Here is a 26,133-nt window from a genome sequence, read left to right on the forward strand (position 1 = left end):
AATATTATCAAATGAAAGTAGAAAAGTGGTGATAAATTATGACAGAAAGAATAATTGGTTTTAATAATGTTCATATCTGCACTGAGAGTTTTGGAGACATTAACAATCCAACGATCTTGTTAATTATGGGAGCTACTGCATCAATGATTTGGTGGGGAGAAGAGTTTTGTAAGAAACTAAGCAATCAAGGGTTTCATGTTATACGCTATGACAATAGAGATGTAGGTAAGTCAATTACTTACAAATATGGTCATCCAGAGTATACCTTTGAGGATTTAGCAGACGATGCAATGCAGGTGCTAGATGCCTATGAGGTTGATAAGGCTCACATAGTTGGTATGTCTATGGGGGGAATAATTACGCAAATAGTCGCTCTTAAACACGCCAACAGGGTTCTTAGTATTTCATTAATTATGACATCAAATTTCGATTCGAGTCTTCCTAAAAAGGATAGTAAAGTAGCAGAAGTCTTAGCAGAGCTTAAAATCAAAAATTGGCAAAATAAAGATGAAGTGGTAGAATGTTTTCTCAAAAAAAGTAGAGTTCTTATAGGGTCTAAATATATATTTGATGAAGAGAAAGCGAGAAGACTAAATGAGCAGGAATTTGATAGAGCTAGCAATTTGCAGAGTAGGGAGAATCACGGATTTATAAGAGATGAGGGGATATATTTATCTAGAACTAGTGAAATCAATGTTCCTACATTGGTAATACATGGAACAGAAGACCCTATTATTCCCTACGAGCATGGAGTTTATCTTTCTAAAATTATACCGGACGCGGTATTAGTTACCCTAGAGGGTACTGGACATGAACTACACCATGACGATTGGGATGAAATTATTAATAATATATCAAAGCATGCAGCAAGTTTATAATGGATAGATACAAGCTGCAGACAGGAGTGATTTTAATGAGTAAAGATATTCAACAAATTATAAAAATGACTGAAAAACATAATCTTATTCTAAAGAAAGAAACAATGCAGTTTAATGAATCTGGGCTGGATTTTCAAGTTGTATTTGCCCAAGATGAAAGTGGAATTGATTGGGTGCTTAGATTACCTAGGCGGAAAGATGTAATGCCAAGAACAAAGGTAGAAAAACAAGCATTAGATTTGATAAATCAGTATGCACAATCTTTTCAAGTGCCAAACTGGATCATTTACACAGAGGACCTAATAGCATACAAGAAGTTAGATGGTGTGCCAGCAGGAACCATTGATCATAATATAGGAAACTATGTTTGGGAGATAGATATTAACAATGTTCCAGAATCCTTTCATAAGTCTCTTGGTAGAGTGTTAGCAGAGCTTCATAGCATACCCCATGATAAAGCAGCTGAACTTGGCCTGGTCGTCCAAACACCAGAAGAAGCAAGAAGGTCTATGAAGCAGCGTATGGAGGATGTAAAAACAAAGTTTGGTGTAGGTGAAAAACTATGGAACAGATGGCAGTCATGGGTTAATAATGATGAAATTTGGCCTAAGAAAACTGGACTGATTCATGGAGATGTACATGCCGGACATACCATGATAGATAAAGAAGCGAATGTAACTGGATTAATTGACTGGACTGAAGCTAAGGTTACAGATGTTTCAAACGACTTTGTTTTTAACTATAAGGCTTTTGGAGAAGAAGGACTAGAAGCTTTGATTCTTGCCTATAAAGAAGCTGGAGGTTATTACTGGCCTAAGATGAAAGAGCATATTATTGAACTGGACGCTGCATATGGAGTTGCAATTGCTGAGTTTGCCATGGTATCTGATATTGAGGAATATGTTCAGATGGCCAAAAATGCGTTAGAAGTGCAAAGTTCGTAAGGGATAGAATTGGTGAAGAAGACAAGGGGGAGTTTCATTTGTTTTTCACTACCCTTGTCTTCTATTGATAGAATCATTCTTTTTTCAGAACATTTTCCGTATAAATCCTCTAAGGACATTTAGTTTGACCTTAGTATTTTCCCCATTATCATCTCATTACAATAGGTTCCATCTTTTAATTTAAAAGCATTTTTCACTTTTCCCCATTCATTAAAGCCAAATCTGTGATAAAGTTTTTGGGCTTTGGTATTATCATCAAATACACCTAATTCAATTTGTTCATAGCCTATAACTTCTGCCATCTTTATGGCTTCCTGAATCAATGTACTGCCTATCCCTTTATTCCAATATTTTTCTTTTATAGAAATACCCAAAACGGCTCTATGCCTTATTTTCATAAAGTTGTTTGCGCAATTTAAACCAGCGTTTCCAGCTAATTCACCATCCACAAAAGCCGCAATCATGATGTCCTGTTCACTTTCTAAACAATTCTTCAAAAACTCTGCTTCTTTTGCTTCCGTTAGCTGTATTTCCTCAGGATATCTGACCATGTAATGGGTTTCTGTCGAAGTCATTTTCATATACTGTAGCATAGCAGCTGCGTCCTGTTCATCTGGACTTCGAAGTAAACATTTTGTTCCATCTTTTAAAACAATATCCTTATCCTTATATCTCATATGCTAGCCTCCTTAACAAATTCCTATTGATATGTATTTCACAACATTTTATATACAGAGATTAATAAATACTATGGATATCATTGAGATCTTTATTTATAATTTTACTTATCTTCTTTTCATTATTCTTCTCTGTTTCTGTTAATTGTGAGCATTAACATTATAACAGAAAAGTCCCCATGAGTATTATTTTATTAAATTGCATTTCCTTTAATTAGACAACACGCCTTTGAATTAAGCCATAAAAACCAAGGAAAATAATAGAGTTCATATAAAATTCTACACTTATCACTTTTCATAATACATCCTATCTGGCCATTCATTTTCGAAATCAAAAATGAAATCTTTATAATTTCTAAATAAATTCAGAGACAACTTAGGATATAATGGTATTGGTGATATTATGGAAAAAATATTAATTATTGAAGATGATGTAGATATCAGAACCATTTTAAAGATTTATCTTGAAGGGGAGTCTTATGAAGTTTGGGAGGCAGGAAGTGGCGGTGAAGCTATGGACTATCTGGATAAAGAACCAGATTTAGTGATATTAGATTTAATGCTTCCAGACATTGATGGGTTGAAAATATGCAAGAACATCCGTAAAAACTACTATTATCCTATTATTATGATTACAGCTAAAGACGCTGATCATGATAAAATTTTAGGTTTAAGTTATGGTGCCGATGATTATATTACAAAGCCGTTTAACCCTTTAGAGGTGATTGCCAGAGTAAAAGCTCAATTAAGGCGTTCGAATAAATATACCAATAGTCAATCAGACAAGGATACCCTCTATTATAAAGCACTTACTTTAAATAAAAAGAGCAAAGCAGTTAAGATGAATGAAAAAGAGATTAAGCTTACGCCAACAGAGTTTAACATTTTAAATATCCTACTGGAAAGAAAAGGTGAGGTATTAAGTGGTGAAAAACTCTTAAATTTGATTTGGAAAGAGGAGTATTACTCAAAGACAAACAATACGATAACCGTTCATATTCGAAATTTAAGAGAAAAAATAGGAGATTCTATTGAAAAACCAGAATATATTAAAACCGTATGGGGAGTAGGTTATATCATTGAAAAATAAAAAACGCAATTATTATATTATTGCTTTTATCACTTTTATATTGGTCCTTGTATTTATTGATCTATATCTTGAGGGTAGTGTAGCAGAGTTTTTTGTAAGAACATTATTAGAAGATACAGAAGAAGTTATCTTCGCGGGGGTTCCTAGGATAAGAGGGACTTTTAGATGGGATAGATTAAAAGATATATTAATATTTGTAGCTGTTGGAGGGTTTTTAACTTTAGAGTTTACTATTTATATATTTACTAAAAATGCCCGTAATCATGAAAGACTGAGGGTTATAGAAGAGATCGGAAATAGGGTTCGTGTATTAAGCAGCAGCGGAAGGCCAGCAGATACAAAAGATTTAAAATTGATTGATATGGAGATTCAAACAATTTTAAAAGAAATTGAAAATGTAAAGAAAGAGAAAGAAATAGAGATCCAAAAGAAAAATGATGTGGTTACCTATCTTGCTCACGATTTAAAGACGCCATTAACGAGTATTATCGGATATCTAAATATTTTAGAAGACTCTAGAGTCCCCCAAGAAGTTCAGGCAGATTATTTACAGAAAGTCTTAGACAAGGCTTATCATTTAGAAGAATTGACCAATCAGTTTTTTGATATTACTCGATTTAATCTCCAAGAAATACCTTTACATAGGACAGAAATAGATGGAGGATTTTTCTTAGAGCAGATAACAGAAGAACTTTATCCCCTTCTTAATCCAAAAAATTTAAAATTCCAATCTGATATTGAGCAAAACTTTAAAATATATGCAGATGGTAATCTTTTAGCTAGGGTGCTAAATAATCTATTAAAAAATGCCATTAGTTATAGTGACAAAGATACTGTTATTAAGATTTTAGGTAAGGAAGAACAAGATCAAAGTGTTATAAAGATTACAAACTTGGGAAGTATGATATCTGAAAAAGAACTTGAACTGATATTTGAAAAGTTCTATCGTAGGGATTCATCAAGGGGACAATCCTCTGGTTCAGGATTGGGACTTGCTATAGCCAAAGAGATTATTGAACGACATAATGGAAGATTAAAAGCGGAAAGTGTGGATGGGGAGACAACTTTTACCCTTATATTGCCAAAATCTTAGTAAAATCTTCATAAAAGATATATAAATTCTGAACAAACCTTTATCTAGCCATTGATACAATAATGGCTAGATAAAGGTTTGTTTTTTGTATAGCAGGAGTTGTAGGGGAATATCCCCTGCTGTTTTAAGAAGGTGCTCAGGCTGAAAGCTGCCTTTTGGGAACCTAAGGTTCCCTAGCGAAAGTAGCGAAGCTACTCTTTTTAAGGGAGGAATAGAAATGGAACTCAAAATCGATCATGTGACAAAGAAATTCAAAGATTTAAAGGCTGTAAGTGACGCTAGTGTAAAGTTTATACCAGGGTTATGGGGTCTTTTAGGACCCAATGGGGCCGGTAAAACCACGCTTATGAGAATGATGGTAGGAAATGTAAAGGCCAGTAGAGGAAACATTTATTTAGATGAGCGTTCAATCTCTCAATTAGGAAGTGATTATCTAGATAAATTAGGCTATTTGCCTCAGCATTTTGGATATGACAAAAATCAAAGTGTGAATGATTTTTTGCAATATATCGCTGTTCTAAAAGGGATTGATAAGGCGACGATGAATAAACGCATTGGAAAATTACTTGAACAATTTAATTTGAAAGATGTAAAAAATAAAAAAGTAGATAAACTCTCCGGTGGAATGAAAAGGAGGGTAGGGATTTGTCAAGCCATGCTCAATGATCCGGATATATTGATTATCGATGAACCTACTGCAGGACTAGATATTGAAGAAAGAAGAAAGTTTAGAAAGTACCTAACCCAGATCAGTAAAGAGAAGATCGTCATTATCTCTACCCATATTGTTTCTGATGTAGAGTTTATTGCCAATTATCTTGTGATTATGGAAAAGGGGAAAATTATTGAAGTCGGTAAAAGCAATGAATTAATCCATAGTATTGACGGTACAGTTTTTGAAACCATTGTAAAAGAAGAAGATATGAATACCTTAGAAGAAAAATACAATATTATAAATTTTAGAAATGAAGAAGAAGGACTGGTAAAGATCAGATATATCGCGGAGAAACCATTAGAAAAAAGTGAAAGGGTTAAACCGGATTTAAATGATTACTATCTTTCCAAAGTAAAGGTGGTGAAATAAATAATGGATCTATTTATTTCTGAAATCAAGCGTCAATTTACAACCAAGAAATGTATATCTTATATAGGCATTGCTGTTACTTTAGCTGTATTATGGTCATGGTTTATTGTAGGGGGTAAGACAATAGGGTTTTTGGGAAATGCCACATATCCGGGTCTTCGTGGGATAGAAGCTATTGAAGCATCTGCTAAAGATAAAAATGTATACGCAGGAGAGATGACGGAAGATATTTTTGAGCGAAGTGGGAGAGTGTTTTTAGATTCAATACAGGATGAATATGAAATAGTAATAAGTGATGAATTGTTGCAGATGGCAGTCTATGCCGATAAACTTGTTATGCAAGATTATTATTTAAGGACTATATTGGGAAGAGATTTGGTGAGCTATGGAGAGCTTCAGGAAGATTTTGGCCAACATTTTTATGAAGGTGAAAATTTGTATTATGAAAATTTAATTCCATTAAATACGAAAAATCAATCGGAAGAGAAGTTAGCTTCTAAAATGTGGAGTGATGTAGAAAAACCCTATACTTATTATGGTGGCTTTGAAGTATGGAGTGAAGGCATTGAACATATCCAATTATTTGGCTTTGTGCTGTTAATGATGGTCACATTCTTCGCTAGTGGGATCATAGCAAAGGATAAGGAGTCTGGACTAGATGAAATCATATCCACAACAAGAGGCGGACGAAAAAGCTTATTGGCCGCTAAAATCTTGATACCGATTCTTATGGGAACCTTCATATATGCAGTAGGAATGGGACTCTATATATTTATTTTAAAATACATGCTCCCAACAAATGCTCTGGAAACTTCAATACAGTTAAGTATGACATCTGTGCTGCCTTATACTTTGGGGCAGATGATGAGAAGTATGTTGGCCTTTGGTCTAATAGGGACCATAACAATCTCTGCATTTACCACTTTCATTTCATCGAGAAGTAATAAAGCTTCAGTCGCAATGATGATTACTGTTTTGATTCTCATTGGGGGATTTATATTGGCTATACAAATGGATTTAAATAATCCAATATTAGAATGGATTCACTTATCCTTACCAGGCAGTTTGATGTTTTCCTATTCTAAATTTTATAGTATTCCGATTCTTTCTGTTTTAGGCAAAGCCGTATTGGCTTTTGACCTCAATGTATGGATCAGTATCATATTAATTTTTATTTGTCTAGGATTGACTTCTTGGAAATATGTGAGGAGGTAAAAATATGTTTTTGGCAGAGATGAAACGAAGACTGTATACAAAATATGTATTGTTTTCTATACTGGGTATTTTTATGATTACAATCGGTTTAAACCTTTTTATCACCAATGATTCAAAATATATTTCTGAAAATTTAGCAGAAGAGGCTGTATATGAGGGGGAAATTAATGAGGAGAATCTATTGAGATCCTTAATTAAGGTGCGCGATGAACAATCAGATGAAATGCGCTATCAGTCCCAAGTGAGCATCATCCATTCTCTAGTAAATACTTATCCGGGCATATTATATTCAGAGAATAAAGTTCAGGATTACCCGGATGAACTAGCGAAAGACTTTTATAAATCCTGGGAAAATAAATTTGAGGCATTAATTAAACTCAATCTTCCAGCAGCAAATCAAGAAGTTGCATTGGAAAAATTAAAGGAGGTAAGACCTCCCTTCGTTCGATATCCTGGATATTACCTTTATTCTACTGGGCTAGAAAATATACAAATCATTTTTATGATCATTTTATTTTTAGTTATTTTTTTCGCTTCCGGTACCTATTCCAATAGCTTTGAAGATGAAAGTATGGAAATCATTAAAGGGACAAAAAACTATAGAAAAAATATGTTCATCCGAATTTTGCCATCAATATTCTTTGGTACTGCATTAATATTAATTTGTACATTGGTAACCATAGGGATGATCAGTTCTATCATTGGTTTAAAACCCTTACAAAGTAGCTTTAAGATGATATCTTTATTCTCATTGGGCAATTTTTCCATAGGCCAATCCATTTTGATCATGATGTTGTCCCAGCTCCTTGGGGTTATTGCTTTATCAACTTTAATGGGCTATATATCTTTAAAAACCAAAGAAACCACGAAAAGCATTATTTGGGGGGTAAGTTTTAGCATATTATATATGATAGGAAGTAGAGTTGTATCCTCTTCTGCAGGGATGATAAAAGGGTTATTTAATCTAATTCCCATAGCAAGTTCAAATATGTTCAATGCAATACGATATTTCTCTTTTCCCTTTGGGATCTGGGAGCCCTATATCATGCTAATAGGAAGTTTCATTGTTTTTGTAATTTCTACTGGAGTTTTAACCAGTAGTATTCATAAGAATTGAGTGATTTACCTATATAGAACCGACCGGTCATTATGTAAAAGCCATTCATTTGTTTTTTCTTTCTACCCTAGTTGTACTCTTTCTCATTTTGAATTTTATTAAAGAGACCTATATCTGTAAATGCATATGTGGAAATTATTATAAGTAAAATCTGTCCTTAAGTGGCGGATTTTTTCTTTTTTCAACTTAGGGAATTAAGACTTATATTAAAAAAGGGGTCTATAGTAAAGATTGACAAGTTAATTAAAAAAATGTATACTATTAGTATACTAAATAGAATGGAGGTTTAAGAATATGGGCAGAGAAAATAAAAAAGAAGTGGTTGCCGCTTTGCATAGAGAACAAATAATGATATCAGCTGAAAGATTATTTTTGGAAAAAGGTTTTGTCCAGACTACAATTGACGACATTTCAAAGGCTTCTGAATACAGTCGAAGAACCATCTATTCCTATTATGAAAATAAGGATGACATCCTATACCATATTATCGAGAAAGGATTACTTTCTCTGAAAGCGAATATTAATGCTGCACTTAGTAAAAGCAAAGATTTTTTTAGGAGGTATCATATGATTTGCACTGCTTTTAAGTCCTATCAATATGATTCCCCTAGTTCTATGGACAGTGTGATAAAAGCAAAGCCAACCGGGTTTGGAGATAAGGATGTTCCAGAGGTAATTGCTCGAATATTTTCCCTAGGGGATGAAATTAATCAAGTTCTTGCAAGCTTTATAGAAGATGGAATAAAACAAAAAGTGGTACGAGAAGATATCAATCCGATGGCAACCGTGTATATTATGTGGTCCAACATTTCATCATTACTATCATTAGCCCAAACAAAAGAAGTTGTTATTAAAAAACAGCTCGGTATGACAGAGAATGAATTTCTTGATTATGGTTTTACACAAATTATTAATTCTCTATTAAAAGAACACTTATAGGGTTATGCCAGATCATTTCTACCAATAAGGAGGGAGTTACTTGAGCTTTGAATTAGAGTTATTGAATAGCAACCTTATTCAAAAGCAGGCTATAAACGAAATTCTGAAAATGAATGAAAAATCAGCAAAATACGGTCTAACCTTGACAGAGCAGCAGGCAATTGCTTTAGTCAAAACAAGGTCTGATTCACTTAAAAATGCAGGCAGAATTGAATTTAATGGTGGCATAATAGATAAGCTCATTTTAGCTTTTTGTGATTCTCCCTATATTACTCAGGAAAATTACGAAGATTCACTGCATGAATTAGTGGATATATTCTATTCTTTTAAAAATGAAACGATAGATAGGATAAGTGACAATGATTTAATTGCTTTTATGCAAAAGTCTTTTAATGGGACTTGCTGTGGCTCGTTGGAATTGCTGTCAGCGAGAGAATTACCGACGCTTGCTCGCAAGCTAAACTGTATTCATGTGACAGATCTCTCGGAGGAAATAGATGACGAATATTGATCGAATACATTTAATTGACAGGTCTAAATTGAGCGGGAAAAATTATTTTGCTTCATTAATTGAACAGGGAAGATTTTACGCATTGCTCTCAGACACAGAGATAGAGCGTATACAAATTGAAAGTCTAACACTATTGGCCAAGCAGACAGAACTTTTTAATCATGGTGCCAGCAGTTCCATACCAATAGAAAAAGCACAGGACTTATTAGCATCTATCTTATATACATTGGGGGTTCAGTTGAAATCCTATGCTTCTCCTGAAGATGCGATTGATAGGTTAAAAACTGAGAATTTAGATCGCTTATTCTATCTGGGGTTAAAAAAAATCAACCGGAAGATTCTGATTGCGAAACAGACACATTTGCGGCTGAAAAGATGCTTATTTAAAACGAAAAATGTGTTTTATCGTTTAACGGCAGTGGATGGGATTAATGGCTTTTTTAAGGTATATCATCCAAAGTTTTCTGCACAAGAAATTCATATTACAGCAGATTATCCAACCTTCAACGGCGTGGATGATCTTGATGGGATAGAGTTCATAGAAAAGTATTTGCAAAACCTTACCCATGAAAACAGGTTTTGCTCATATTTCTCCGAAATTGCAGTCCATCACCTGCTTTGTGGACTGGATGAAGACTATCAAAAAATTTTGTTGAATGTCTATGAGCCTGTATTAATCGCTTCTCTTGGATGCATTTTAACTCATCATGCAGGACGTGATTTGAATCTAAATCACAAGGATATCCACACTTTAGCGAATCTGTTTTCTGGCAAAGACACCGATGAAGTTGAGCAATTGATAAAAAATGCATTGGACAAATTAATAGCTGAACTGGGTTGTTCCTCTGACTTGAGTAATTATTTAAGAAACAGTATTACAAAAATTGCGGTATCTATCAAAAATGCAGCACATCATAATTGTTTGGACAAGGTGTTCTTGATTCCCTTCTCCCCAGAAGATCATCAAAAAATCCTGTTATCCTATGGACAACGAATGGATGACAAATCCTATACGGCAATACTTCACCATCTTCTTCAGTGTAATAGCGCTGATGAAAAAGCAGAAATCATCTGTAATAGAATTTCTTCCTTTGGTGATTTGCTGGAAATTTTGCAGGATGCGGATTTGATGCAGGAGGAACTCCTTAATATTTTTCGAAAGATTCCCTCTGCAGTAATAGCCGCATTGATCAAGCGATATCCCAATGAGGATTTTTTGTATGATGAGAGTGAATTAAAAATATACTATGCATTGCAAACATTTAAGAATTTGTTGCCAGAAGAGGTCAGGTTACAGCTTGAAGAAGCAGCAAAAGTGATCCACTTTGAAATAGAATAGAAAGAGGAAGACATTAGCTCCCTTTTCTTCTTTAAATTGTTTTGCTCCTTTAAGACTATATTGTAATACACGAAACTTTTAATCTTTCTTTTTTTATATTCTTTTTAACCATGTTGCATTATGAACGATTTTTTTCTCATCTTTTAACCAGTTGAGGAAAATAGTAAACAGGAGGAATTCAAAAATGCGCTCTCGATAACACCAAGACATACTATTGTCATGTTTTAATGGTATACTTGGATATAGGAGGCGATACTATGAAAATAGATCGACTATTCGAGATGATATATCTTTTAATGGACAAAAAGAAAATGACGGCAGTAGAACTTGCTGAGCATTTTGAGGTTTCAAAAAGAACCATTCTTCGAGATATTGATGCCCTGTCAATGGCTGGAATCCCTGTTTATACTATACGAGGCAAGGGCGGCGGTATTTCAATTATGGATAGCTTTGTCCTAAATAAAGCTATTCTCAGTGAAGATGATAAAAATCAGATTCTCTTTGCACTTCAAAGCTTATCAGTTGCAAATACTCTTGATACAAAGCGTATCCTGAGTAAGTTAAAAGTCCTTTTCGGTAAGACGGATACCAACTGGATCGAGATTGATTTTTCACGCTGGGGGAACAGCGACTCAGATAAGCATAAGCTTGCCATTTTAAAAAATGCTATTCTAGGAAAACAAGCTATTTCTTTTCGGTATGTTAGTTCTTATAGCGAAGAAAGCGAACGGAGAGTATATCCCCTTAAACTGGTATTTAAATCAAAAGCGTGGTACCTTCAGGGATTTTGCACTACAAGACAGGACTATCGGACATTCAGGATCAACCGCATATTAAATATAACTGAAACAGATGAGAGCTTTGCCGAAAACAATTACACTCCTCCGCCCATCCAAACGCCTCAGATACCTTTAGATTCACTTATAACCCTCACGCTTATTTTTTCACCACAGATTGCTTATCGCGTTTATGATGAATTTGATGAAAGCTGTATTGAAAAGTGCGACAATGGTTGGCTTCGTGTAACTGCACAGATTCCTGAAGATAACTGGCTATATGGTTTTTTAAGATCCTATAGGGAGGATGTTTGCATTATAAGTCCTAAACACTTAAAAGAAAAATTTGAAAAAGAGAATAAAACATGACATGCTGTTGTCATCTTATATGTGTTATGCTGAGCCAAGAAGGAGGGAGATAATATGCCGAGACCTGCAACAAAAACAGATTTAATCCTTGTGGCAAATCAACAATTTGATAAAATGTGGACACTTATTGACAGTATGACGATGGAGGAATTTAATTCGTCTTTTCATTTTGGTGATGACCCAAAGGATAAAGAGGCGCACTGGAAACGGGATAAAAATTTGCGGGATATTTTAGTTCACTTATATGAGTGGCATCAGCTTTTGATACATTGGATTGTATCCAATCAAAGTGGTCATGAGGTATCTTTTTTACCTAAGCCTTATAATTGGAGGACATACAGTGATATGAACAGGGAGTTTTGGGCGAAACACCAGAATACCCTATATGAAGATGCCAAGAGGATGCTTCTTAAAAGTCATAAAGAAGTGCTTGAACTTATCGAAAGTTTTTCTAATGAAGCGTTGTTTGAGAAGCAGCATTTTAAATGGAGTGGTACTACGAATATTGGTAGTTACTGTGTTAGTGCAACTTCTAGCCACTATAATTGGGCAATAAAGAAGATTAAAAGGCAAATAAAAAAACTGCGTTCTCATGCATAGGATGGAAAGGAGATACAAATGGCTTTTGATTATAAAAAGGAGTATAAGGAATTTTATATGCCGTCAAAAAGACCCAGTATTATAGAAATACCATCCATGAATTATCTTGCTGTAAAAGGGAAAGGGAATCCAAACGAGGAAGACGGTGAATACGCCAAGGCAGTAGGTTTATTGTACTCTGTGGCTTATACTCTTAGAATGAGCTATAAAGGCAACTACAAAATTGACGGATTTTTTGAATATGTCGTTCCACCTTTAGAAGGGTTTTGGTGGCAAGAGGGTATTCAAGGGGCTGATTGTTCTCATAAGGAGAAGTTTTACTGGATTTCATTAATCCGCTTACCTGATTTCATAAGAAAAAAAGATTTTACGTGGGCGATCGCAGAGGTGACTAGAAAAAAGAAAACAGATTTTTCTAAGGTGGAATTTTTCAATTATCATGAAGGCTTGTGTGTACAATGCATGCATATTGGTTCTTATGATGATGAAGGGAAGACTGTTGAGGCAATGGAAAAATTTGCAGTAGAGAATGGATATAGGGTAGACATCACGGATGATAGGTATCACCACGAAATATATTTGACGGATCCACGAAAAAGCAATATCGCCAAACAAAAGACCGTGATACGACACCCAATTAAAAAATAACCAGTTTTCTTAATACAATACTAGTGTGCTAAAGAGATCGCTATGGCGGTCTTTTTTCCTGCGTATTTTCAAGAGGACTGTCATAATTGGATTGCTGTTCTAGGATAGAACCCTTTCTGAACAAGCAAGTGATCCAGATTACTTTGACATATCTGAAAGGCTTAATGTGTTTTTGGCTGAAGACATGAAGACGTTTTGATTATCTCGCTCTAAAATATGGATACAAAGATGACTTTTAAATCAGGTTTGAGGAGAATATCAAAACGGCAATATGCGATATCGATAATGTAGTTGGGGTACGGATAGATAAGAAGATGAGAAACTTGCAAAAGATCTTTTAACATTAGCCAATTCTAAAATTTCCTTGCTTACCTAGTTTAATGTTTTCGTTTTTTGGAACCAATTCCTAGTAAGTAAAGAATAATGGAAACTGCCAGTAAAAAAATCATGGACTGAATCATGGGCATCAAATTGTATTGGGATTGCTGCCACAATTTTGGAATATCTTCAATCATATGTGTTGTGGGCAACAACTTTGCAATGCTTTGAATGGGTTTTGGCAATTGATGGGTTTGGATACCCATCATCCCTGATAAAATCATGATTAAAAAATACACCGACATGACAGTCCCAAAAGTCGTACTAAATTTTTTCAACAGTAAAGAAATCCCATATGCGGCTAAAAATAGGCTGAAAGACAATAAACACAAGCCAATTACAAAGACCAATAATCCAAATGCCGTCGGCATGGGCACCTTTATAATTGGAGCTACCACCGCGATATATACAATGATTAAGAGGGTAGACATAATTGCCTGAGCGCAAAATTTTGCTTGCATTTGCTTGGCTTCAGTATAGCCAAACAAAGACATTCGAAGGGTAACTTCTTTTTCAATTTCTTGGGAGAATAATGCAGCAAAGCCAATAAACACAACGGCAAGGGGGGAAACTAACAAATTGGTCACAAACAATTGAGTGGTAAAAAGAGCCATTTCTGATTCTGGAACTTGTTTACCAAAAATCGAGTAAAATAACAAGGATACTAAGATAGGAAATATAATTCCAAATAGAATAGTAAAAAAATTCCCTAAAGAATTGAACAATTCATACTTGATATAAGCTTTCATCTTGTTTTTCCTCCAATCACATTCATCGTCAATAATTCAATATCTTGATTGCTTCTTTTAAAATTCATTTCATTGTGAACCAAATATTCTACTAATGCCAGCTCTTCTTCTTGCGTATCACAAGCAATGGCAACGGTATTCTCCGGTGCGATTAATTGGCGATAACCATCCAAGTTCAGTGCATCTGTTGCTTCAAAGGTTACTACAGAATGACCGCAATATTTTTCAAATAATATACGATGAGAATCAAAAGCAACCACTTTTCCTTCATGGAGGATCATTAATTTATTGGTCAATTGTTCTAATTCTTGATAGTAGTGCGTTACAAAAAGGATGGCAGACTGCTTGTGATCATACCATTGCAGAATTTTTTGAATCAATGAGCGCCGTGTTTCAAAATCTAAGCCTGTAGTCACTTCATCGAAAAAGGTAATGGGTGCATCCTGCATTAACACCAAAATTAGGGTAAAGCGTTGTTTTTGTCCACCGGACAAATTTTTAAATTTTTTCTTCAAGTGTTCTTCAAAATCAAAGAAATCAATTAATTCCTTTAGGATCTCATTGTCTTTGACATTGGTATTCAATACGGCTTCTAAAATCACTTTACAGCTCACGGTGTCGACATACTCATTGAACTGCATGTGCACAGCCATTTGTTCCGGCTTCACATCGGAAATGATTTTCCCCTGGTACTTCGTCAAACCCAGGCAAGCTTTAATCAGTGTGGTCTTTCCTGCACCGTTTGATCCGATAATTCCTATTCTATCTGTTGGTAAAATCTTAATGGGTTCTCGGATGTCTAGAGCGACCGTTGAACCATATACGACTTTTAAATCTTCAATTGTTATCATTGTTCATTCCTCCATTCTACTGTCACCTGTACACCACTCTCGGTATTGCAAATGTTCCACCTCATTCCGAGTATTTCGGCAAACATATCTACCAAATACAATCCCAATCCTGTTCCAGCCTCTTCTTCTTTTGTATCCCGAACAAAAGGTTCACGAATATGAGCCAGCAGATGTTGGTCAATTTTTGCTCCTTGGCTTATTAAAGTGAATTGATTTTTAGTTAATTCAATGGAAATTCCTTTTCCCTTTGGTGTATACTTCACTGCATTTTGAATCAAATTTTCTAGAATTGATGTAAACATTTCTCCGTCTGTTTCAATAACAATGGATGTCAGCTGTTTTTCTTGGGTTAATTGTCTTTCGGATATTTTGCATTGGTAATTCAATAAAATTCTTTGAATTAGGTGATCAATATCAATTCTTTGAATCTGCGCTACTTGTTGCTGTTCTTCAAAAACCATCATTAAACGGTCAATAATGGACTGCATTTTTTTGATTTCTTTTCGAACTTCCGGTAAATATCTATCTGTATCTTTAAATTTACCTACTTGATGAATCATCCCTTCAAGCAGCAATGATGACGCGGCAATAGGAGTTTTTAATTGATGGGAAGCGTTTGCTAAAAGTAACCCCTGTTTTAGATGCATCCGTTCCAACTGTTGGTTCTGGTCATGTAGCTGGGACAAATTTTCCTGCAGCTCTTCATGCATTTGATTTAACGCATTTTCTAAAATCTCAAATTCATCCCCTTTATTGGGTTGGTTGAATACTTGTGTTGTCGTCTTCTCGCGTGTCATGGCTTGGTTGGCTAACATTTCGATGGGTTGCGCCAGTTTGCGGCTGAACCACTTGGCAATTAAAAACGACGACAAAACCAATACAGACAATATCATAGGGATACTTTGTGTCACAATTGGAAGCAATTCATTCAATTTAGGTGTCATGGTGGAAGCCATGGTCACATAAATAGTTTCATCCACTTCTTTAAAGACAAAATAGTTTGTATAATGATTGGCATTTTGCTCTGCCGTCTCCCCTGTAATGAGAATGTCGTCAGCTGTCATACGAAACTCTCGGCTGCCAACACCTTCGATTACTTCAAATGGATACCCTTGAAAATTTTCAATCTGATAAATTTCCTGGTTAATGGGTTGAAAGGTCTTCTGAAACAATTCACGAATTGGTTCAAAATCAACATCGTTAAAATCCATTCCTTCATCAATTTCTTCTTCATCAAATTGTTGAAAAACTTTCCGAATGTCTCGATAAAGTTGTTTGAGTTCCGGTGCTTCCAGCACAACATCCATTGAAAAATTAGGTGAAGAAACTTGAATGGTCTCATCTTCCTTCGGGAGTTTTAAGCTAACCAAATAAAACAAGTCGGATAATTGATAACCATCATCGAATGTTTTTCCTTCCATAAATCTACGATGGACTTCCTCTACGGTATGTAAATAGTTATCAGACTTATAGCGAACATATAATCCAGGCAGCATCCATATAAAATAGCTAATGATCAATGTTCCAATCAATAAAGTTGTTAGACCTGTAAAAATCACTGTTTTACGAGTAATGCTCATTTTCAGTCTCCTCATAGCAATAACCGATGCCAATAATTGTTTTGATCATGTCTTTCGGAAGTTTTTTACGCAAATTTTTGATATGGGCATCAATCACGCGGTCACTTACCATAAAATCATCCGGTGCAATAATTTCAAGTAATTGCTCCCGAGTATATACTCGCTGAGGATGCTTATACAAGGCCTCAAAAATCAAAAATTCAGTGACCGTTAGATGTAGCGGCAGTTGATTATAATACACTTGAAAATTTTCGCTTTTTATATCTAAACCCTCTGACTTCACTTTGCCATTTTTCGTTCTTCTCAGGATGGCTTCTATTCGCTTTAACAATAGAATTGGTGAGAAGGGTTTAATCATATAGTCGTCTGCGTAACGATTAAAGGCTTCTATCTGACTACTTTCGTCTCCCAATGCTGTCAGCATAATCGTGGCGCAATTCGACTGCTTCTTTCTTAATGCATCCAACACTTCAAGACCTGAAACAAAGGGTACCATGATATCCAAAATAGCAAGATCATAAGTTTGCTTATCAATGAATTGAAGAGCTTCTTTGCCATCAATGGCTATATCTACTTGATAATTTTTGAGTGATAAATATTCGCTAACAACTTCACGAATTGTCTCTTCGTCCTCTAAATACATGATTCGAACCATAAGTTTTCCTCCTATCTGTATTAAACACTATTCATGTGAATTCCGTATGAATCCACAATGAAGTTGACTTACAAACCTTTAAAATGGTCTATATACAACAGTTTTTAAACCTCAATATTTTTTACTATAAGTATAACAGATTTTTCCTCTCACCCTCTATATCAACCATATAGTGAATGAATAAAAAATGTTGAATAAAAAGAAGGATGCTAAGGAATGGATGGTAAATTTTAGCCTATTGAGGACTTTTGGAATAAGAGAGAGTGGACGGATAGCTTTGTCTACGGAATGTTGATATCTGATTTTAAAAAGCATTCTGAAATTGAAGCGCATCGGAATAAAAGAATAATAAAATGAAAAAAACTATTAATATTATTCCGATAATGTGGTATGCTATAAAAAAGATTGAGGAGGTGAAGGGATGCAATACATCACTGTAAAACAGGCTTCGGAGCGGTGGGGCATATCTGATCGACGCGTTCGCGTACTTTGTGTGGAGGGACGAATACAGGGGGTCGTCCGTAAGGGACGTTCCTATCTTATTCCAAAGGATACTTTAAAGCCCATCGACGGACGCAGTTTACGTGGCAAAAAGATTCCAGAACAATACGCTGTACTTTTCATGTCTATTGATGAGATGAAGGCGGAGCTTGACCGCCGGCACCCTTTGACCAGCGGAGAGTTAAAACGACTGCAGGATGAATTTCTCGTGGAGTTCACCTACAACTCAAATGCCATCGAAGGCAACACGCTCACGCTGCAGGAGACTGCGCTTGCCTTGGAGGGCGTGACAATTGACCAGAAGCCGCTCAAAGATCATTTGGAAGCGGTAGGACACCGTGACGCTTTTCTTTATGTCAGGTTACTCTTCAGGGATAAAGTTCCGATTTCGGAACGGGTAATTTGTGAAATCCACTCCCTTGTCTTGATGAACAGGCCGGAAGACAAAGGCGTGTACCGCAGAATTCCAGTAAAAATTATAGGGGCCCACCACCAACCTCCACAGCCTTATCTTGTTCCAGTTCAGATGGAACAGCTGATTGCGGATCTGTCCCATGATAATCGACATGCTATAGAAATGGCGGCGCTATTCCATTTGAATTTTGAGGGAATCCATCCATTCATTGATGGCAATGGACGCACTGGGCGCCTTATATTAAACCTGATGCTGATGCAGGCAGGCTACCCGCCCATTGACGTGAAATTTGCCGATCGGAGAAAATACTATGCCTGCTTTGACAGCTATTATCAGGATAATGACCCGTCGTCCATGGTAAATATGGTCGGCCAGTATGTAAAAGAAAGACTTTCGCAGTACTTGAGTCTATTGCAGAATTAAAAACAGCCTCGCGAAGAAAAACCGCGAGGCTGTTTTTATGGTTGGGCTCGGCGAATCACGTTAACATATAGTCCTCTCTTTATAACCTTTTTTAACTAGCTAATTGTAATTTTTCTCTGAGATCAAATCTAGTTACTCTTAGATATGATTTTTACCGCTCAAGTTCTCATGGGATTGATTGGTTTGTTTGCCACATATGCTTATATCCAAAGCATCAATCGGATTCTACTTGAACTAAATGTCTATGATAAAGTGTTGGAACTTGTAGACAAAACGAAAGAAACAAAAGAAAATAAAAAAGTTTGAAACGTTTTAATATGTTGTGAGTCCTATGGGTAAGGAGGTGAGAAAGTGGCAGATTTCAGTGAAATATATTTGGAGTACTTTTCCGATGTATATAAATATGTGCTATCTCTTTGTATGGATGAGGCTTTGTCAGAAGAAATAACCCAAGATACCTTTTTTAAGGCAATGCAGAGTATAGATAAATTCAATGGGTCTTGCACATTGTATGTCTGGCTTTGTCAAATAGCAAAAAATGCTTATTTTACGCACTATAAAAAGAAAAAGCGCATGATATCAGACTTAGGTATAGACAGACCTAACACGTTATACAATTTGGAAAGTGATTATCTTGACAAAGATACGGCGAAACGACTACATATTGAGTTGCATAACCTGAGAGAGCCATACAAAGAGGTTTTTACTTTACGAGTGTTTGGAGAGCTGCCATTCTCACAAATTGGAGATTTATTTGCGAAAACTGACAGTTGGGCAAGACTAATTTTTTACAGGGCAAAAAAGCATTTACAGGAGGTGATAAAATGAAAGCATCTTGCGAAATAATAAAGGATTTGCTCCCATTGTATCATGATGAAGTATGCAGTAATGACAGTAAAACGATGATTGAGGAACACTTGAAAGACTGTGATAGTTGTAAGGCTGAGCTACAAGCAATGGATGAAGAATTCTTAATAAATAACAAGGACCAAAATTTGAAAGAAGCTGAGGCAGTAAAGAAATTATCAAGGAAGTGGAAAAAAGGCATGTTAAAATCACTGATTAAAGGCATCTTAAGCACACTATTAGTAATTGCTGCCATTGCACTCGTTCTCTATTTGTTTATGGATATAAGAGTTTCATAAAAACCATATTGATTGGGGGATTATAGATTGAACAATTACATTTTAACAGCAGAGAATATAAAAATGAGATACGATAAAAATTCTATTTTGAAAGATCTTTCTATCTATGTAAAACATGGTGAAATTTACGGACTTATTGGGAAAAACGGCTCTGGGAAAACAACTTTGCTTCGTATCCTAACTGGGCTAATTCAGAATTTTGGAGGAGCTGTTTCTATAGCAAAAATAAATGGATATGAATGTCGATTAGCTGTGGTAATCAATGATCCATCACTTTTCCTAAATATGAATGCTTTTGAAAACATGAAAGCACAGGCAAATTTACTTGGTCTACATGATGACAGTCAAATTATAAAAGTGTTGAAAACTGTAGGTCTGACAAATACCAATAATAAACCTGTAAATAGCTTTTCTCTTGGTATGACGCAACGGCTGAAACTTGCAATGGCATTACTGCAAAATCCAGATATCCTTATTTTGGACGAACCGATGAATGGACTTGATCCTAGTGGGATTGCAGAGCTACGTGAATTATTACTACATTTAAATGAAAAGGGTATGACAATATTAATATCCAGCCATATTTTAAGTGAACTAGAGCAAATGGCAACCAATATTGGGATTCTACATGAAGGCAAAATTCTAAAGGAGTTAGCTATTCATGATGCTATTCAAAATGAGATTTCGTTGGAAAAACTGTATATCCAATATACAAGAGAGGGGCGGACAAATGATTAAACTATTAAGAAGTGACCTTTATAGGTTTGGAAAAAGCAGGTTATTTTATGGAGGAATTACATTTACAGCTTTCCTTGCTTTTTTCTTGACGATGATTATGCGACAAGATATTCGAGTGGGAATCTCTGTCTTTGGGAGTATAACTACATTTAAGGGGATTGAGGATATTCTTCGCTTAGGTATAGAATACCAAAAGGGGCTAGGTATTTTAATTGCTATCTTAATCTCTGTACTGATTGGGCAAGAATATCAATGGAAGACATGGCAGCATAAATGGATTATCAATAAAAGCCGCACCCGTATCTATTTGTCAAAAGCTATTTTATCATCAATTATGTCTGTCAGCATTTTCTTAATATTTGAATTGATTGCTTTGTTTAGCTCAGGACAAATCAGTAACATACTGACCAATGAATACGTTGCAATGATAATTTGTGGCACTGTCCTATACGCTACCTTAGGAACATTTATTTGTCTATTTTCAATGTTGATAAGGAAGAATACCACATCAATCGTTGTTTGTCTATGCTATGTATTATTTAGTAGAACATTATGGACTATTATTAGAAATCTAAGCAATTCTTTTTCCAGTGCTGCAAAAATTATTGAATTAGGCATACGTCACTCTATCTATGGTATGACAACGATAATTTCTACAACATCAGTTTCATTAGATATGGTGATGAGTATTGTGATAAATTCAGCTATTATAATGTTCATAACTACCATGTTTGGACTGATTATTTTTAGAAAATATGAGTTATAAACGATATTGGCTCAATAAACATCTTTTTAAAGAATAATGAGGACTACATAAGATAATTTATCGATTAGTATAATATACTCTCAATGTTAAATATAGTATCAATATTAAAATCAAAACAATCCCCAGGGTAAAGAAAACTATTTCATTAAACAGGGAAGCAATAATTGCTCCAATCCCTAAAAATGTAAGCGTTATGGTAATACATGCTCTGCAAGTTTTTAGAATGATAATGCGATTACGTTCATCTGTTTCCTTTATATAGAGCTCTTCCAACTTGTTTTTATTTTTTAATGCGTTACGAAATCGAGTGATTTTTATCAATGCGGCAACAACTATACCTGCAAATATCCCAAGCATAACAAATAAATGATCAATGGAAACTTCCAGTGAATAGCCTCCAATGCTTAGACGAATAGTAAAAGCCAAAGCCACTGCAACCATTGTCAAAACAGTACCCCATATGGTGATTTTTAGTCTTTTCTGTATTTCTTTTTCAAAAGATGTCATAATCAATATCCCCCGTTTCCGATAGATCAAAGACTTCCTCTATGGAAAGTCCGAAAAACCTTGAAATTTTTGCTGCCAGCGGTAAGGAAGCAATATATTTTTCATTCTCAAGCGCCATGATTGTGTGGCGAGTTACACGCACCGCTTTGGCTAATTCCTCTTGCGAAATCCGCTTCTTTTTTCGTAATTCACGTATTTTTGTTTTCACACAATCATCCTCTCTCAACCAAAAATCCTTAATAGTGCATAGGCTTACATAGTTTAAGTATATCTTTGGAACCTCCCATTGTCAAGTTAACTTAACATTAAATGTAATGTTGACTTAACATATTTTGTTATATATACTATACATATAGAGGTGAGATTTCTTAAAATATGGAGTGAGGGTATGAAGAAACTTATTTTTGAAGAGGTAACAAAAACATTTGGCGTAGTGAAAGCGATAGACCAACTCAATTTACAAATTACAGAGGGGGATGTGTATGGTCTGTTAGGTCATAACGGCTCTGGAAAAACAACTACATTGAGATTACTGCTGGGACTATTAGAACCCGATAGGGGCAATATATCTGTTTATGGAAAGCATCCTATTAAAGATGGTGATGCTGTCCGTAGAATATGTGGTGTTCTTTCGGAAGATGTTGGCCTTTATGAACCACTCTCTGTTTATGACAACCTTATGTATTACGCAGATATTTATGGGATAAGTCCTATAGAATCCAATAGACGGATTGATGAACTTCTAGGCCAGTTTGATCTGTCTGATAAAAAACACTTGCCAGTAAAAGGATTTTCCACCGGTATGAAAAAGAAAGTAGCCTTAATTCGTGCCATGTTGCATAAGCCGCGAATACTTCTACTTGATGAGCCCACCAATGGTCTTGACCCTGTCAGTACCGCCGATTTGCGAAACATGTTGCTTGAGCTGGCGCAAGAACGGGGTACTACAATTATTATGACAACCCACAATCTTGAAGAAGTACAGAAGATGTGCAATAAAATCAGCATATTACGAAAAGGACAGAATATTTTCACCAATTCTATAGAAGCCTTAAAAGATAGTTCAAATTACAGGGCCCATGGGCAATTCCGTTTAGAAAAATTATATATGGACATTGAGAAAGAGAGGGCGGAAAATTGAGTAAGACATTTGTTGTTTTTCGCAACCAATTAACTCTGTTTTTTAGTGATAGGGGAATGTTGATATTCTATTTTCTCGCCGCGTTATTAACGGGGGGCAGCGTACCTTTTTTCATCAGAGATATGGCAACCTGCATATACTTTGCCATGCTTTTAACCGTTACGCTTTTAATACCACTTCTTGCAGATAGTCTAGCAGGTGAACGGGAAAAGAAAACTTTAGAGTCCCTTTTGTCAACTGTAATTAAGGGCAGCAGTATTCTATGGGGAAAGTTCCTTTTATCCATTGTATTTGCCCTAGTCTTTTTTATATTGACTACAGAGATTGCCATATTTACCAGTCTTTTAACGGGAGCTGAAATAGGCTTCACAGGCTTACATTGGATTGGCATAGGGTTACTGGCAATTATGACGTTTATATCTGTTATTTTAAGCGGTCTTTATCAATCGGCATTATCTGGCGATACGCAAAGTGCATATACCATGATTGCTTTTAGGGCGTTTCCACTTTGCATTTTATATATGGCTGGACTTACTGCCATAACACGCATTGAACTACATTTTGCCGTATATGTAATGGGGTTGTTTTTGTTTATCTATGTTGCTGTTTGTCTGATTTATTTAGTGAAGATTGCAAAACTTCGACAAGCTACTTATTTTGAAAATGTCAAATATAAAAAGCGGGGGAGAAAACAAAAGGTCCGATTCCATGAGACTATGAGAAAATCGCCAATGAGGTCTGTATTTGCCCACGAAATGAGATACTTGGCAACACTGAAACTTCTTTTATTTAATTTCTTGATATTATGTTTGGCACCAGCAAGCGCTTGTATTTTAGGTTATTATTACTTAGGTGACTTAAACTTAAATTATGCAGTTCTGTTGACGGCTTTGATGATGCCCAGAACGCCTACCAACTTGATTGCATATTCAATTGGCGGAGAAAAAGTATACAAAACAGCCGAGTCCTTGCTTTCCACGCCACTTCATGTGAGATCCATGTTTTTAGCTAAAATGATGGTGCCAGTGGTTGTATCTTCTGTCATGCTGCTTATTTCTTCAAGCCTTACTCTTATTGCTGGAAACATAGTTGGTCACTTTATGCAGCAGGGAACAGGGTATATGTATACTACAGATCAGTTAATTCTCTTGTTTCCAGTCAGCATATTGTCTTGTATATCTATGGTTCTTATAACAGGTAGTTTATCTGCCAGAATGAAAAGACCACGTAATGGTTTGTATATTTCAAGTGTTTTGGGATTGCTTTTTGTTTTTCCACCTCTTAGTATTGTATATTGGACGGAGAATCATCTTTTATGGTCCATGATTTATTGTATTATTTTGGCGGTTGTCAATAGGATTTGTTTAGAAAAAATAGCAAAGAGAATATCGCGTCCACAGTTAATGAACTGGATATAATGATGTTTTAGGGCAAGACCGTTGGTGAGACCATAGTATGGGGGCAAAGGCAGAAAAATAGATAAAAGTAAAACACTGGGAATTTAAGAGTTTCAAAGTGTTGGAAGTTTCGCAGGGAAATATGAGCGGAGGTTCCAGTGCCGAGAAACTTTTATTTTTATCTTTAGAATATATTTTCTTATCATTTTTTTACGTGGTATATGTCTATCCCTTTGTAGCTTTACTTTAGGATAATGGAAATCCTTGATTTTAGAGACATCATTAAGGTTCTGTGCAAAAATGGAAAATTATATTTGGATATATTAAAGGTTTCTTAAAGGTTAATTGGTTATCATAGAAGTTGTGACACCTTCCCACCATTTAAAGAAGTGGGAGCTTCTCATTTTTCTTATTAAGCTTAAAAAGGGGTTTTCTTATTTGAGATATGGAGTAAAAAACCAGCAAACATTGGAAAAAGGAGTAAGATGGAGAAAGAATTTAAACCAAAATTTAAAAAAGAGGAAAGATAAGGGAGATGAAACAGACCATTTGGTTGTACCCCAGGGGATTTTGGCTAGTCGAGGTTGGGTAAAAGAAATGGAGCTACTTCGGGGGATATCCTGTATTGGAGTGGTGGTAGGACATTCAATCGTCTATCCACATACCACACCGCTTATGGATGCTGTTAATCAATTAATAACCATTGTGGTTCCGCTCTTTCTTTTTCTCTCCTCTTTTCTGGCTTTTTATGCCAGTCCCAACGTAACACCCTATGGTTACCTAAAAAAGCATACTCTTCTAGTAGGCTTACCTTATTTGTTCTGGGTGAATGTTTATATATGGATTCCCGTCTTAACAGGAAAAGCACAGACACCTACTTTTTTGAATTATCTGGATAAGTTGGTGGGCGGTTCCTTTCATTTGTATTTTATTCCCATCGTATTGCAGTTCTATCTTGTTTTCACATTAAATGGTTGTGCATGGTTTCGCCGCTTGCTTTACACACCCTGGGTCTTTGCAGGTAGTCTGGGATTGATGCTTGGAATACAGACATTGTTTAGTGCACAGTTCCGGTCATTGTTCCCGTACTTTTATCTGACCTTCCCGGCATGGTGCTTTTACTTTGTTCTTGGGGCCTGGGTGGCACGCTGGTGGGAACCTATCCGGGAATGGTTGATGAAGCCTTGGCGACTGATCCAGCTAGCAGTACCTTTTTTGATGGGTTTATCTGTTACCAGGACATTATCCCAAGTGGCTTCCTTTCAACCCTTGGTTCAGGTAGCATTCCTGTTAATTCTTCCCTTTCTACTGGCTCTGGCTACATGTATTCCCAAAGGAACCTTTCTGGAACCTGTTGCACGCTATTCATTTGGCATTTATTTAATCCATCGGCTGCCATTTAACCAGTTCCAGGATTTGTATTCCACGCTGAGTCCTTATCCATTTTTTTTAATAAGCATGATCTTACAGGGAGGTATAGGATATGGTTTGACCTGGATTTTAAGCCGCTTATCTTGTTTGCGTTGGACAGTGGGGATGCGTATCAAATTGAAAAAGGATAGGTATTCATAGGATTTAAGTTTCCAATCTTTATAAAAAAGTATGTT

At 35.7% G+C, this 26,133-nt stretch carries 28 protein-coding genes; 21 read left to right on the forward strand and 7 right to left on the reverse strand.

All coding sequences use genetic code 11. The annotated features are described in order from the left end of the window. The first annotated feature begins 38 nt into the window (after nt 1-38). On the forward strand, nt 39-878 hold the full coding sequence (locus tag NSA47_RS00485; RefSeq protein ID WP_257528872.1) for an alpha/beta fold hydrolase: 840 nt from the start codon (nt 39-41) through the stop codon (nt 876-878). Nucleotides 879-913: 35 nt separating this feature from the next. Then, the gene (locus NSA47_RS00490) at nt 914-1,822 is read left to right on the forward strand and encodes an Mph(B) family macrolide 2'-phosphotransferase (protein ID WP_257529236.1); all 909 of its coding nucleotides are present in this window, start codon (nt 914-916) and stop codon (nt 1,820-1,822) included. Between the two features lie 119 nt (nt 1,823-1,941). On the opposite strand, the gene NSA47_RS00495 is transcribed toward NSA47_RS00490, so the two are convergent. Continuing rightward, nucleotides 1,942-2,499, reverse strand: a complete 558-nt coding sequence (locus NSA47_RS00495; RefSeq protein ID WP_257528873.1) for a GNAT family N-acetyltransferase — start codon at nt 2,497-2,499, stop codon at nt 1,942-1,944. A 400-nt stretch (nt 2,500-2,899) separates the two neighbouring features. Here NSA47_RS00495 and NSA47_RS00500 point away from each other — a divergent pair, with 400 nt between their 5' ends. The 11 genes from NSA47_RS00500 (at nt 2,900) to NSA47_RS00550 (ending at nt 13,280) form a co-directional block, all read left to right on the forward strand. Then, nucleotides 2,900-3,589, forward strand: a complete 690-nt coding sequence (locus NSA47_RS00500; RefSeq protein WP_373370296.1) for a response regulator transcription factor — start codon at nt 2,900-2,902, stop codon at nt 3,587-3,589. Continuing rightward, nucleotides 3,579-4,682, forward strand: a complete 1,104-nt coding sequence (locus NSA47_RS00505) for a sensor histidine kinase (protein ID WP_257528875.1) — start codon at nt 3,579-3,581, stop codon at nt 4,680-4,682. The genes NSA47_RS00500 and NSA47_RS00505 overlap by 11 nt, the downstream gene beginning before the upstream one ends. Nucleotides 4,683-4,899: 217 nt before the next feature. After that, a complete protein-coding gene (locus tag NSA47_RS00510) occupies nt 4,900-5,766 on the forward strand; it encodes an ATP-binding cassette domain-containing protein (protein WP_257528876.1) in 867 nt (288 codons plus the stop codon). A 3-nt stretch (nt 5,767-5,769) separates the two neighbouring features. Next, complete coding sequence (locus NSA47_RS00515) at nt 5,770-6,981, forward strand: ABC transporter permease (protein WP_257528877.1); 1,212 nt, start codon at nt 5,770-5,772, stop codon at nt 6,979-6,981. Nucleotides 6,982-6,985: 4 nt separating this feature from the next. Beyond that, nucleotides 6,986-8,098 (forward strand): ABC transporter permease, encoded by a 1,113-nt coding sequence (locus NSA47_RS00520; RefSeq protein WP_257528878.1) that lies wholly within the window; start codon nt 6,986-6,988, stop codon nt 8,096-8,098. 294 nt (nt 8,099-8,392) lie between these two features. Continuing rightward, nucleotides 8,393-9,037: a TetR/AcrR family transcriptional regulator gene (locus tag NSA47_RS00525; protein WP_257528879.1), complete on the forward strand. Its 645-nt coding sequence runs from the start codon at nt 8,393-8,395 to the stop codon at nt 9,035-9,037. Between the two features lie 40 nt (nt 9,038-9,077). Continuing rightward, the gene (locus tag NSA47_RS00530; protein WP_257528880.1) at nt 9,078-9,548 is read left to right on the forward strand and encodes a DUF6323 family protein; all 471 of its coding nucleotides are present in this window, start codon (nt 9,078-9,080) and stop codon (nt 9,546-9,548) included. Further along, nucleotides 9,535-10,887: a DUF6179 domain-containing protein gene (locus NSA47_RS00535; RefSeq protein WP_257528881.1), complete on the forward strand. Its 1,353-nt coding sequence runs from the start codon at nt 9,535-9,537 to the stop codon at nt 10,885-10,887. The genes NSA47_RS00530 and NSA47_RS00535 overlap by 14 nt, the downstream gene beginning before the upstream one ends. A 257-nt stretch (nt 10,888-11,144) precedes the next feature. After that, nucleotides 11,145-12,032, forward strand: coding sequence for a helix-turn-helix transcriptional regulator (locus NSA47_RS00540; protein ID WP_257528882.1), 888 nt, complete (start codon nt 11,145-11,147; stop codon nt 12,030-12,032). 54 nt (nt 12,033-12,086) lie between these two features. Further along, nucleotides 12,087-12,632, forward strand: coding sequence for a ClbS/DfsB family four-helix bundle protein (locus NSA47_RS00545; protein ID WP_257528883.1), 546 nt, complete (start codon nt 12,087-12,089; stop codon nt 12,630-12,632). A gap of 18 nt (nt 12,633-12,650) precedes the next feature. Next, complete coding sequence (locus NSA47_RS00550) at nt 12,651-13,280, forward strand: GyrI-like domain-containing protein (RefSeq protein WP_257528884.1); 630 nt, start codon at nt 12,651-12,653, stop codon at nt 13,278-13,280. A 377-nt stretch (nt 13,281-13,657) separates the two neighbouring features. Here the strand turns inward: NSA47_RS00550 and NSA47_RS00555 are convergent, their stop codons facing one another. Genes NSA47_RS00555 through NSA47_RS00570 form a run of 4 tightly spaced genes read right to left on the reverse strand, consistent with a single transcriptional unit; the run spans nt 13,658 to nt 17,493 of the window. Beyond that, nucleotides 13,658-14,407, reverse strand: a complete 750-nt coding sequence (locus tag NSA47_RS00555; RefSeq protein ID WP_257528885.1) for an ABC transporter permease — start codon at nt 14,405-14,407, stop codon at nt 13,658-13,660. Beyond that, nucleotides 14,404-15,258, reverse strand: a complete 855-nt coding sequence (locus NSA47_RS00560) for an ATP-binding cassette domain-containing protein (RefSeq protein WP_257528886.1) — start codon at nt 15,256-15,258, stop codon at nt 14,404-14,406. Before NSA47_RS00560 ends, NSA47_RS00555 begins: the two co-directional genes overlap by 4 nt. Continuing rightward, nucleotides 15,255-16,838: a HAMP domain-containing sensor histidine kinase gene (locus NSA47_RS00565; RefSeq protein WP_257528887.1), complete on the reverse strand. Its 1,584-nt coding sequence runs from the start codon at nt 16,836-16,838 to the stop codon at nt 15,255-15,257. Before NSA47_RS00565 ends, NSA47_RS00560 begins: the two co-directional genes overlap by 4 nt. Next, on the reverse strand, nt 16,822-17,493 hold the full coding sequence (locus NSA47_RS00570) for a response regulator transcription factor (RefSeq protein WP_257528888.1): 672 nt from the start codon (nt 17,491-17,493) through the stop codon (nt 16,822-16,824). Before NSA47_RS00570 ends, NSA47_RS00565 begins: the two co-directional genes overlap by 17 nt. A gap of 421 nt (nt 17,494-17,914) precedes the next feature. Between NSA47_RS00570 and NSA47_RS00575 the strand changes: the two genes are divergently transcribed. The 5 genes from NSA47_RS00575 (at nt 17,915) to NSA47_RS00595 (ending at nt 21,481) form a co-directional block, all read left to right on the forward strand. Beyond that, nucleotides 17,915-18,832 (forward strand): Fic family protein, encoded by a 918-nt coding sequence (locus NSA47_RS00575; protein WP_257528889.1) that lies wholly within the window; start codon nt 17,915-17,917, stop codon nt 18,830-18,832. A 351-nt stretch (nt 18,833-19,183) separates the two neighbouring features. Further along, nucleotides 19,184-19,660, forward strand: a complete 477-nt coding sequence (locus NSA47_RS00580; protein ID WP_257528890.1) for an RNA polymerase sigma factor — start codon at nt 19,184-19,186, stop codon at nt 19,658-19,660. Then, complete coding sequence (locus tag NSA47_RS00585) at nt 19,657-19,977, forward strand: zf-HC2 domain-containing protein (RefSeq protein ID WP_257528891.1); 321 nt, start codon at nt 19,657-19,659, stop codon at nt 19,975-19,977. Before NSA47_RS00580 ends, NSA47_RS00585 begins: the two co-directional genes overlap by 4 nt. A gap of 27 nt (nt 19,978-20,004) precedes the next feature. Continuing rightward, nucleotides 20,005-20,715 carry an ABC transporter ATP-binding protein gene (locus NSA47_RS00590; RefSeq protein ID WP_257528892.1) on the forward strand — a complete coding sequence of 237 codons (711 nt, stop codon included), beginning with the start codon at nt 20,005-20,007 and terminating at the stop codon, nt 20,713-20,715. Beyond that, nucleotides 20,708-21,481, forward strand: coding sequence for an ABC transporter permease (locus tag NSA47_RS00595; RefSeq protein WP_257528893.1), 774 nt, complete (start codon nt 20,708-20,710; stop codon nt 21,479-21,481). Before NSA47_RS00590 ends, NSA47_RS00595 begins: the two co-directional genes overlap by 8 nt. 57 nt (nt 21,482-21,538) lie before the next feature. On the opposite strand, the gene NSA47_RS00600 is transcribed toward NSA47_RS00595, so the two are convergent. Then, entirely contained in the window at nt 21,539-21,988 is a 450-nt protein-coding gene (locus tag NSA47_RS00600; RefSeq protein ID WP_257528894.1) for a hypothetical protein, read from the reverse strand. Continuing rightward, entirely contained in the window at nt 21,975-22,196 is a 222-nt protein-coding gene (locus NSA47_RS00605) for a helix-turn-helix transcriptional regulator (RefSeq protein ID WP_257528895.1), read from the reverse strand. Before NSA47_RS00605 ends, NSA47_RS00600 begins: the two co-directional genes overlap by 14 nt. Nucleotides 22,197-22,421: 225 nt before the next feature. Between NSA47_RS00605 and NSA47_RS00610 the strand changes: the two genes are divergently transcribed. From NSA47_RS00610 to NSA47_RS00620, 3 genes are all read left to right on the forward strand, one after another. Continuing rightward, nucleotides 22,422-23,129 (forward strand): ABC transporter ATP-binding protein, encoded by a 708-nt coding sequence (locus tag NSA47_RS00610; protein ID WP_257528896.1) that lies wholly within the window; start codon nt 22,422-22,424, stop codon nt 23,127-23,129. Then, on the forward strand, nt 23,126-24,547 hold the full coding sequence (locus tag NSA47_RS00615) for an ABC transporter permease (protein WP_257528897.1): 1,422 nt from the start codon (nt 23,126-23,128) through the stop codon (nt 24,545-24,547). Before NSA47_RS00610 ends, NSA47_RS00615 begins: the two co-directional genes overlap by 4 nt. 417 nt (nt 24,548-24,964) lie before the next feature. Further along, nucleotides 24,965-26,098: an acyltransferase gene (locus NSA47_RS00620; RefSeq protein WP_257528898.1), complete on the forward strand. Its 1,134-nt coding sequence runs from the start codon at nt 24,965-24,967 to the stop codon at nt 26,096-26,098. The last annotated feature ends 35 nt before the right edge of the window (nt 26,099-26,133 follow it).

Source organism: Irregularibacter muris (genome assembly GCF_024622505.1).
GTDB lineage: Bacteria > Bacillota > Clostridia > Eubacteriales > Garciellaceae > Irregularibacter > Irregularibacter muris.